The 9,094-nt window shown below is 73.7% G+C and carries 5 protein-coding genes; all 5 read right to left on the minus strand.

All coding sequences use genetic code 11. The annotated features are described in order from the left end of the window. Positions 1 to 28: 28 nt before the first annotated feature. Complete coding sequence (locus ABT015_RS20470; protein WP_350880972.1) at positions 29 to 523, minus strand: flavin reductase family protein; 495 nt, start codon at positions 521 to 523, stop codon at positions 29 to 31. 5 nt (positions 524 to 528) lie between these two features. Continuing rightward, positions 529 to 1,791, minus strand: coding sequence for a cation:proton antiporter (locus ABT015_RS20475; protein WP_350880974.1), 1,263 nt, complete (start codon positions 1,789 to 1,791; stop codon positions 529 to 531). Between the two features lie 29 nt (positions 1,792 to 1,820). Next, positions 1,821 to 3,365, minus strand: a complete 1,545-nt coding sequence (locus tag ABT015_RS20480) for a tryptophan halogenase family protein (protein ID WP_350880976.1) — start codon at positions 3,363 to 3,365, stop codon at positions 1,821 to 1,823. A 280-nt stretch (positions 3,366 to 3,645) separates the two neighbouring features. After that, on the minus strand, positions 3,646 to 4,419 hold the full coding sequence (locus ABT015_RS20485) for a thioesterase II family protein (RefSeq protein WP_350880978.1): 774 nt from the start codon (positions 4,417 to 4,419) through the stop codon (positions 3,646 to 3,648). Between the two features lie 55 nt (positions 4,420 to 4,474). Next, a complete protein-coding gene (locus tag ABT015_RS20490; RefSeq protein ID WP_350880980.1) occupies positions 4,475 to 9,085 on the minus strand; it encodes a non-ribosomal peptide synthetase in 4,611 nt (1,536 codons plus the stop codon). Between the last annotated feature and the right edge of the window lie 9 nt (positions 9,086 to 9,094).

Here is a 9,094-nt window from a genome sequence, read left to right on the forward strand (position 1 = left end):
CGTCTGTGGGGACGCTCTGCTAGCTCTGCTAGGCGGGCCAGGTGCTGAACTGCCTCCTCCCGTAGAGCAGCGGCGACGCGTCGCTGAGCTCGGTGATCCGGATGACCTCGCCGAAGACCATCCGCTGGCCGCCGACGGGGACCAGCTGACTGACCCGGCAGTCGGCCACCGCGTGGGCGTCCTGGACGAGGTGGGGTCCGCCGGCGCCGGGGGGCAGCCGCCAGGTGGTGGCGTCGAACCGGTCCGGGTCGCCGGAGGCGAACAGTTCGGCCGTGCCGCGGCCCTCGGCGTGCAGCAGGTTCACCGCGAACTGGCCGCTGCGCAGCACGGCCTTCAGCGTCGGGCTCTCCGCCCGCATGCCGACCAGCAGGGTGGGCGGTTCGACGGTGACGCTGCACAGGGCGGAGCAGGTCATGCCCCAGGGCCGGGCCACGTCGTCCAGCGAGGTGACGACGGCGACGCCGCTCGGGAAGCCGGACATGAAGGTCCGGAAGTCGGAGGGGGTTGAGGTGACGAGTTCCACGTGATTCACCGCTCGACTGGGTAGGGGACCGGCTCCGCGGTCCGGGGCGCGTCCGCGCTCGCCGTGCGCCGGTCGATGGCCCACAGCAGCGGACCGCTGAGCACCGTCGTGAACAGGGCCATCACGACGAGGGCGAGGAAGAGCGCCGGGGTGAGGATCCCGGCCTGGTAACCCGTCTGGAGGACGGCGAGCTCGGTCAGGCCGCGGGCGTTGAGGAACACCGCGATCCGCATGCACTCCACCGGGGGCCGGCCGGCCGCCCGGGCGCCGTAGTAGCTGCCGACCAGCTTGCCGAAGATCGCGAGCACCACCGACAGGACGACGGCCTGCCAGGAGAACACGCTGAGCGGCGCCGAGGCGAGGCCCATGCCCGTCACCGTGAACAGCAGCGGCAGCACGATCCGGCCCCAGCCGCCGACGGTGTGGGCGGCCCTGGTCCAGGGGCCGGCGCCGTCGTCGCCCGGCAGCGCCAGGGCGACCAGGACGGCGCCGAGCACGTCGGTGAGGCCCAGCCGCGAGGTGGTCAGCGCGGCGGCCACGGCCGCGGCGGCCGTCAGCCCGATCGGCACCGCCACCGGGATCCGCTCGGCCCAGGCCCGGGGCCCGGGCAGGGCTCCGGCCCGGCGGATCAGCCAGGCGCCCAGCAGGCCGACGACGAACACCAGGTACGGGGTGATCTTCCCGCCGCCGTGCGCCAGGCCGACCGCGATCGCCAGCAGCGACCAGGTGACGGCGTCGATGGAGACCGCGACCGCCATGCAGAGCCGGCCGATCGCGGTGTTGAGCATGCCGCGGTCGTCCAGGATGCCGGCCAGCACCGGGACGGCGGTGACCGCCAGCGCGATCGCCAGCATCAGGACCAGCACCCCGGCCGGGGCGCCGCCGCGCAGCGCCGGGGAGCCGTCGGCCAGCACCCACGCGGCGAACGCGACGCCGCAGCCGAGCGGCAGCAGCAGCGAGCCCACGGCGGTCATCGCGATGCTGCGCCCGCCCAGCCGGCTGCCGCCGGCCCGGATCTCGTGGACGGCGCCCACCAGGAAGAGCGCGAGGCCGAGGTGGCCCGCCTTCTCCAGGACGGCCCCGCCGTCCATGGTGGCCGGCTTCCAGTGCCACTGGCTCGCCAGCAGCGCCCCGAGCAGGAGGCAGGCCATGATCTCGCCGACGATCTCCGGCTGCCGCAGCAGCTTCGCCAGCCGGCGTCCGAGCAGTGCCACGGGGACGAGCAGAGCGAGCGTCACCGCGGCCGGTACGTACGGAAGACTGTCCATGGTGCCTCCTTTCTCGGGGCGCCGAAGGGTCAGTGCATCTGGGCGAGGTACTCGTACTGGCTGGGCAGGCGCTTCAGGAGCTCGGCGGACTGGTCGCTCAGCAGCTGGAACTCCTTCTCCGCGCGGCTGCCGTCCTGCAGGGCGAGCGCGGGCGGGGCCTTGAGCTCGATGCCGCCGAGGCCGAGCAGCATGGCCAGGTAGGAGTAGGACTCGAACCCGTGGAAGTGCGGGAAGATGGTGGCCTCCGTCGGAGGCTTGGCCTTCCACAGCTCGATCCGCTCGGCGAGGCCGTCGGGCATCACCCGGGTCTTGGCGTCCCGCCAGTAGGCGTTGTCCTCGCGGGCCGCGGCCTTGTAGTGCAGGACGAGGAACTCCCGTACGCCGTCGATGGTGTTGCCGACGATGCGGTTGTAGGAGCGGCGCAGCCCCGGGTCCCAGTTGGCGTCCGGGAAGTGCTTGACCAGTTCCTCGATGCCCTGCTGGATGAAGAAGATGCCGGTCGACTCCAGGGGCTCGACGAAGCCGCTGGACAGGCCGATGGCGACGCAGTTGTTGACCCAGGCGTTGCGGGTGCGGCCGATCCGCATCCTGATGTGGTTGGCCTCCAGGCCCTCCGCCTCCGGGCCGACCTTGGCCCGCAGCGTGGCCTCGGCCTCCTCGGGCGTCGCGTACTCGTCGGAGTAGACGTAGCCGGTGCCGATCCGGCCGAACAGCGGGATGGTCCAGATCCAGCCGGCGTCCGAGGCGGTGGCGGTGGTGCAGGGGCGCAGGCCGCGCTTCTCCATGTCGACCGGGACGCGCAGCGCCACCGCGCGGTTGTTGGGCAGGGTGTCCTGGAAGGAGTTGAACGGCTCCTCCAGGGTCTGGTTGATCAGCAGGCCGCGGAAGCCGGTGCAGTCGATGAAGAGGTCGCCCTCGATCAGACCGTGCTCCTTGGTGCGCACACCGCTGATCCAGCCGCGCTCGTCCTGGACGACCTCGACGACGTCGTCCTCGATGTGCTTGGCGCCGCGCTCGGTGGCGTATCCGGAGAGGAAGTCGGCCAGCAGCGAGGCGTCGAACTGGTAGGCGTACGGGAACTGGGTGTCCTGCTCCGTGAGGGTGTCGCGCTCGGCCGTGTTGCCGCCCTCCTTGAAGTCCTGCTCGAAGAGGGTGCCGTCGAGGTAGCGCGGGGACTTCTCGGCGTCGCAGATCGCGGCCATCAGGAACACGTCCTGGTCGAAGCGGTCGCCGGAGCGGCTGTTCAGCCACCAGTCGGTGAGCGGCAGGCCGTCGACGACCCGGAGGCGCTCGAAGGGGTGGTAGAAGTAGTGGCCCTTGCGCCGCCAGTTCTCGAATCGGATGCCGAGCTTGTAGGTGGCATTGCACTTGGGCATCCAGACGTGCTCCGGCAGGCCCAGGTAGTTGAAGAAATGCCGGACGGTGCTGAAGGTCGCCTCGCCGACCCCGATGGACTTGATTCGCTTGGATTCCACCAGCGTGACGGAAATGCGATCGCCGAATGCGGCGCGCAGGTACGAGGCGGTCATCCAACCGGATGTCCCACCACCGACGATGACGACGTTGCCCAGCATTCCTGACCCTCTCAGCCGGTCGTTCAACCCGGAGCCCCGGGCTGTCCCATGGCTCGAAATCCTGCGGCAGCGGAGCCTCCGGAAAACAGGCTTTTAAGCCTCAGCGGAAACACGCACTCCAGCGCGTCCCGGCGTTCGCCGGGGGTTTTCCGACATGCCGAACAGATGGCACCCGATGGTTGGGGGTGCCATCTGTTCGGCGGAACTCGCCGGAACTCGCCGGAATTCGGCGGGGGTTCGACGGGCGTTCGGCGGGGGTTCGCGGTCCGGCCGGGCCGGCTCAGCCCCCGTCCAGCAGGTAGTCGTGCAGCAAGGAGATGACCCGGGCCCGCTGCGCGGTCAGGTAGAAGTGCCCGCCGGGCAGCACGTGGAACGCGAACTCCTTGCCGGCCAGCGCCTCCCAGCCGCGGGCCCGCTCGACGCTCACCGTGACGTCGGAGTCCCCGGTGAGCACCACGACCCCGCAGTCCACCGGGCGCAGCGCGGTGGGCCGGTAGGAGTCGATCAGCAGGTAGTCGTTGCGCAGGATCGGCAGCACCATCTCCCGGATGTCCGGGTCGTCGAAGATCGACATCTGGGTCCCGCCGTGGCCCGCGACCGTCGCGAGGAGCTCGTCGTCGCCGCGGGGCAGGGCCGGCGCCCGCCCGGCCGGTCCGTCGCCGGAGCCGGCCGGCGCCTGCGGCGGCGGGTAGCCGGAGAGCACCAGCCGGGCCACCGGCAGGCCCTGCGCGCGCAGCGACTGCACGGTCTCGTACGCGAGCAGCGCGCCCATGCTGTGGCCGAAGACGACCGTCTCGACACCGGGGCGGTCGGTCTCCAGCAGCGCCCGCGTCAGCTGGGCCACCAGGGTCGCGGCGTCCTGGACGAAGGGGTCCTCGATCCGCTCCTCCCGCCCCGGGTACTGGACGAGCTGGAGTTCGACGGCCGCCGAGAGGTGGTTGGCCCAGGGCCGGTAGAAGCCCGCGCTGCCGCCGGCGTGCGGCAGGCAGACCAGCCGACGGGTCGCCTCCGGGCGCGGCCGGGGGATCACCAGCCAGGGTTGGTCGTCGTTCAAACGGTCACTTCCTTCCGTCGGCCCCGCGGGGCCGTGTCCGTACCGGCCCGGCCGGTCATCCGCAGGCCCGGACGATCTCGCGCAGGGCCTCGTGCATGCGCTGGAGCAGGGCGGTGGCCGCCGCCTCGTCGAACCGGCCGCCCGCGTACACGCAGGACAGCTCCATCCGGCCGCCCTCGACCGCGGCGGCGACGTCCAGCTCGTAGGTGCGGGTCTCGGCCGGCTCGTGGTCGCCGCCGCCGTGGTCCAGGTGGCGCAGGATCAGCCGGTCCCCCTCGGGCAGCTGGTTGTCCCACTGGCCGAGGTAGTTGAAGCCGATCCGGGCCCTGGGCGCCGGGACCAGCAGGTCCTCCCGGGCCTCGGCGGCCGCCGCCAGCCGCAGGACGCCGTGGCCGATGCCGCGGCGCGGGACGGCCCGCAGCCGGCGCTTGGCCACCCGCACGGCGGCGGTCGGCGCCAGGTCCGCGGGCACGTCGAGCAGCACCGGGTAGATCGTGGTGAACCAGCCGACGGTGCGGGAGAGGTCGACGCCGTCCAGGATCTCCTCGCGGCCGTGCCCCTCCAGGTCGATCACGGTGCCGCCGTCACCGGCGTGGCCCTGGGCGGCGAGCGCCTGGGCGAGGGCGGTCAGCAGCACCTCGTGGACCTGCGCGCGCAGCACGCCGGGCACCCGGCGCAGCAGCGCCTCCGTGTCGTCCTCGGTCAGGGTGTGCCGCGCGGTGCGGCGGTCGCCGAACCGGCCGGTGTCCAGGGGCTCCCCGGCGGGCTCGGGCAGCGACCGCCAGTGCGCCAGCTCGTCGTCGAAGCCGCCGGTCAGGGCGTGCTCGCGCAGTCGGCGGGACCACTGGCCGAAGGAGGTGGAGCGCGGGGCGGGCCGCACGGACCGGCCGGCCGCCAGGTCGGCGTAGGCGGAGCGCAGGTCGTCGAGCAGGATGCGCCAGGAGACGCCGTCGACCACCAGGTGGTGCGCGGTCAGGAACAGTCGGGCCGGGCGGTCCGGCCCGAGGTCGGCCAGGACGGCGCGCAGCAGCGGCCCCTCGGCCAGCCGCAGGCCGCTCTGGGCCTGCCGGAACGCCTCGGTGGCGCGCTCCTCGGCGTCCGGCGCCCCGGCGAGGTCGAGCCGCTGGAAGTCCCAGCAGCCGTCGGCCTCGGCCGCCACCTCCTGGGACCAGGTGCCCCCGGCGTCGCGGGTGTAGCGGGCGCGCAGCATGTCGTGCTGCCCGACCAGCGCGGCCAGGGCGGCGCGCAGGGCCTCCGTGTCGGCGCCCGGGACGAGTTCGAACAGCAGCGACTGGTTGAAGTGGCCCGGGTTGACGGTGTGGTGCTCGAAGAACCACTGCTGCACGGCGGTCAGCGGCACGGGCCCGGTGGCGTACGGGTCCTCCTCGGCCGGGCCGCTCTCCCCCGTCCCGGCGGCCTTGGCGAGCGCCGCGACGGTCTTGTGCTGGAAGAGGTCCCGGGCGGTGAAGTGCAGGCCCTCCTGGCGGGCCCGGGCGACCACCTGGGTGGAGAGGATGGAGTCGCCGCCGAGCAGGAAGAAGTCGTCCTCGGCACCGACGTCCTCGATGCCCAGCACCGAGCGGAACACCTCGGCCAGCGCGGTCTCCACCGGGCCGTTCGGCGGGGTGGAGACCCTGGTCAGGGCCTCCCGGGCGTCCGGCAGGGCGTCCCGGTCGACCTTGCCGTTGGTGGTGAGCGGCATCGCGTCCAACGGGATCAGCGCGGCCGGCACCATGAAGGCGGGCAGTTCCTCGGTCAGGGCCTCGCGGACCTCGCGGACCGCCTCGCCCCGGTCACGGCCGGGCGCGGCGACCAGGTAGCCGACGAGCTGCTTGCCGCGGTCGCTCTCGCGGATCACCACGGCGGCCTGGTCGACCGCGGGGTGGCGCTGCATGGCCGACTCGATCTCGCCGGGCTCGACCCGGAAGCCGCGGATCTTGACCTGGTCGTCGGCGCGGCCGCGGAAGTCGATCCGCCCGTCGGGCAGCCAGGCGCCGAGGTCGCCGGTGCGGTAGAGCCGGGCCCCGGGGTCGTCCGCGAAGGGGTGCGGGACGAACCGCTGCTCGGTCAGCTCCGGGCGGCCCAGGTAGCCCTGGGCGACGCCGCGGCCGCCGAGGTGGATCTCGCCGGTGACGGCGGGCGGCACCGGGTTGCCGTGCGGGTCCAGCAGGTAGACCTCGGTGTTGGGCAGCGGCCGGCCGATCGACAGCCGGCTGCCGGCCTCCTCGTCCTGGACCTCGAACATGGTGGCGCCGACGGTGTTCTCGGTCGGACCGTAGCCGTTGATGAAGCGGTGGACCCGCGACCACTTGCGGGCCAGGCCGACCGGGCAGCGGTCGCCGACGGCGAGCACCACCGAGCCGGCGGGCAGCGCCTCGGGCTCGACCGCCGCGAGGGCCGCGGGCGGCAGCGCGAGGACGGTGGGCCGGCCCCCCGCCATGGCGCGCAACTGCTCGCTGCCCAGCGCCTCGGACTCGTCCGCCGGGAGGGCGAGCGCCGCGCCGGAGACGAGGGCGAGGAAGGTCTCCCAGACCGCGCCGTCGAAGCTGGGCGAGGAGAGCTGGGTCACCGTGTTCTCGGGGCCGGTGCCGACGATCAGCCGGGAGGCGTTGACCACGTTGGTCAGGCCGCCGTGGCCCAGCAGCACGCCCTTGGGCGTCCCGGTGGAGCCGGAGGTGTAGACGATGTAGGCGAGCGCGTCCGGCCCCACCCGGTCGCCCTCGGGCACCGGGCCGGTGTGCGCGTCGAGCTGCGGGCGCAGGTCCTCCAGGATCAGCGGCTCGGCGGCGGACTCGCCCGCGTCGGCGGCCAGCGCGCGTTCGGTGAAGACGAACCCGGCGCCGGTCTCGGCCAGCATCAGCTCCCGGCGGGCGGCCGGGAAGCGCGGGTTCAGCGGCAGGAAGGCGGCGCCGGCCTTGAGCACCGCGAGGGTGGCGGCCACCTGGTCGGGGCCGCGCTCGCAGCAGACGCCGACGACGTCGCCGGGGCGGGTGCCGCGGGAGCGCAGCACCTCGGCCAACAGCCCGGCCCGGCGGTCGAGTTCGGCATAGCTGAGCCGCTCGTCGCCGCGCACCACCGCGAGGCCGTCGGGGCGTTCGGCGGCCCGCTTGGCCACCAGCAGGTGCACCGGGTCCTGCTCGGGGAAGGCCACCGGGTTGCGGGCCCAGTCCACGGTGAGCCGGTTGTGCTGCTTAGGGTCGAGCAGGTCGAGCCGGCCCAGCTCCTGGTCGGGGTCGGCGGCGATCGAGCCGAGCAGGGTGGTCAGGTGGCCGGCGAAGCGGCGCACCGTGGCCTCGTCGTACAGGTCGGTGCTGTACTCCAGGGCGGACCAGAGGCTGCCGTCGGAACGCTCCTCGAAGGCCACCACGAGGTCGAAGCCGGTGCTCGCCTGCGGCAGGGCCAGCTGCTCCATGGTCAGCCCGGGCAGGTCGAGGACGGCCTCGGGGGCGTTCTGCAGGACGATGAGCACCTGCGCGAGCGGCATCCGGCTGGGGTCGCGCTCGGGCTGGACGGCGTCCACCACCCGCTCGAACGGGACCTCCGCGTGGTCGAAGCCGGCCAGCACGGTGTCGCGGACCTGGCCCAGGAAGTCCCGGAAGCCCAGGCCCGGCTCGATCCGGGCGCGCAGCACCAGGGTGTTGAGGAACAGGCCGACCAGGTCGGCGAGTTCGGGTTCGTCGCGGCCGGCCACCGGGGTGCCGATCGCGACGTCCTCCTGCCGGGAGAGCCGGGCCAGCAGCAGCTGGGTGGCCGCGGTGAGCGTCATGAACAGCGTCGCCGCGGCGGACTCGGTGAGCTCGCGCAGCCCGGCGACGGTCTCCGCCGGGACGCTGAACTCGTGGAAGGCGCCCGCCCCGGTGGGCACGGCGGGGCGCTGCCGGTCGGTCGGCAGCTCCAGCACGGGGACGCCGTCGAGCTGCTCGCGCCAGTAGTCGAGCTGCTCGTCGAGCCGCCCGCCGGAGGCCCGCTCGCGCTGCCACACCGAGTAGTCCGCGTACTGCGGCCCCGGCGCGGGCAGGTCGGGTTCGCGCCCCTGGAGCGCGGCCGCGTAGTACTGGCCCAGCTCGCGGGTGACGATCGACAGCGACCAGCCGTCGTGCGCGATGTGGTGGATGCTCAGGACGAGCACGTGCTCGTGGTCGGAGAGCCGGACGAGGAGGGTCCGCAGCACCGGGCCGGTGCGCAGGTCGAAGGGCCGGCCGGCCTCCTCCCGGACCAGGCGCAGCAGTTCCTCCTCCCGCTCCTCGGGCGTCCCGCCGCCGGCCTCCACGACCGGCAGCGGGATGTCCACGCTCGGGTGCGGGACCTGCACCGGGACGCCGTCCACCTGGTCGTAGGTGGTGCGCAGCGCCTCGTGCCGGTCGACGACGGCGGCCAGCGCGCCCCGCAGCGCGGCGCGGTCGAGGTCGCCGCGCAGCCGCAGCGCGAAGGAGGAGTTGTAGCCGACCGACTCCGGGTCGAACTCGTACAGGAACCACATCCGCTGCTGGGCGAAGGACATCGGCAGCGGGCGGTCGCGGTCGGCGGGCCGCAGCGCGGTGCTCGCGACGGCCTCGGCGGCGGGCGCCTCGGCGCCCGCCAGGCGGTCCCGCAGCAGGGCCCGCAGGTGCTCGGGCAGGGCCGCGATGCGGTCCTCGCGGGACGTGGACGTCTGGGTCTCACTCATGTCGGTTGC

The sequence above is a fragment of the Kitasatospora sp. NPDC094016 genome (assembly GCF_040304045.1).
Classification (GTDB): Bacteria; Actinomycetota; Actinomycetes; order Streptomycetales; family Streptomycetaceae; genus Kitasatospora.

Coding starts and splice junctions, on each gene's coding strand:
- ABT015_RS20490 (WP_350880980.1), bottom strand. CDS start 9,085: ATGAGTGAGACCCAGACGTCCACGTCCCGCGAGGACCGCATCGCGGCC.
- ABT015_RS20475 (WP_350880974.1), bottom strand. CDS start 1,791: ATGGACAGTCTTCCGTACGTACCGGCCGCGGTGACGCTCGCTCTGCTC.
- ABT015_RS20480 (WP_350880976.1), bottom strand. CDS start 3,365: ATGCTGGGCAACGTCGTCATCGTCGGTGGTGGGACATCCGGTTGGATG.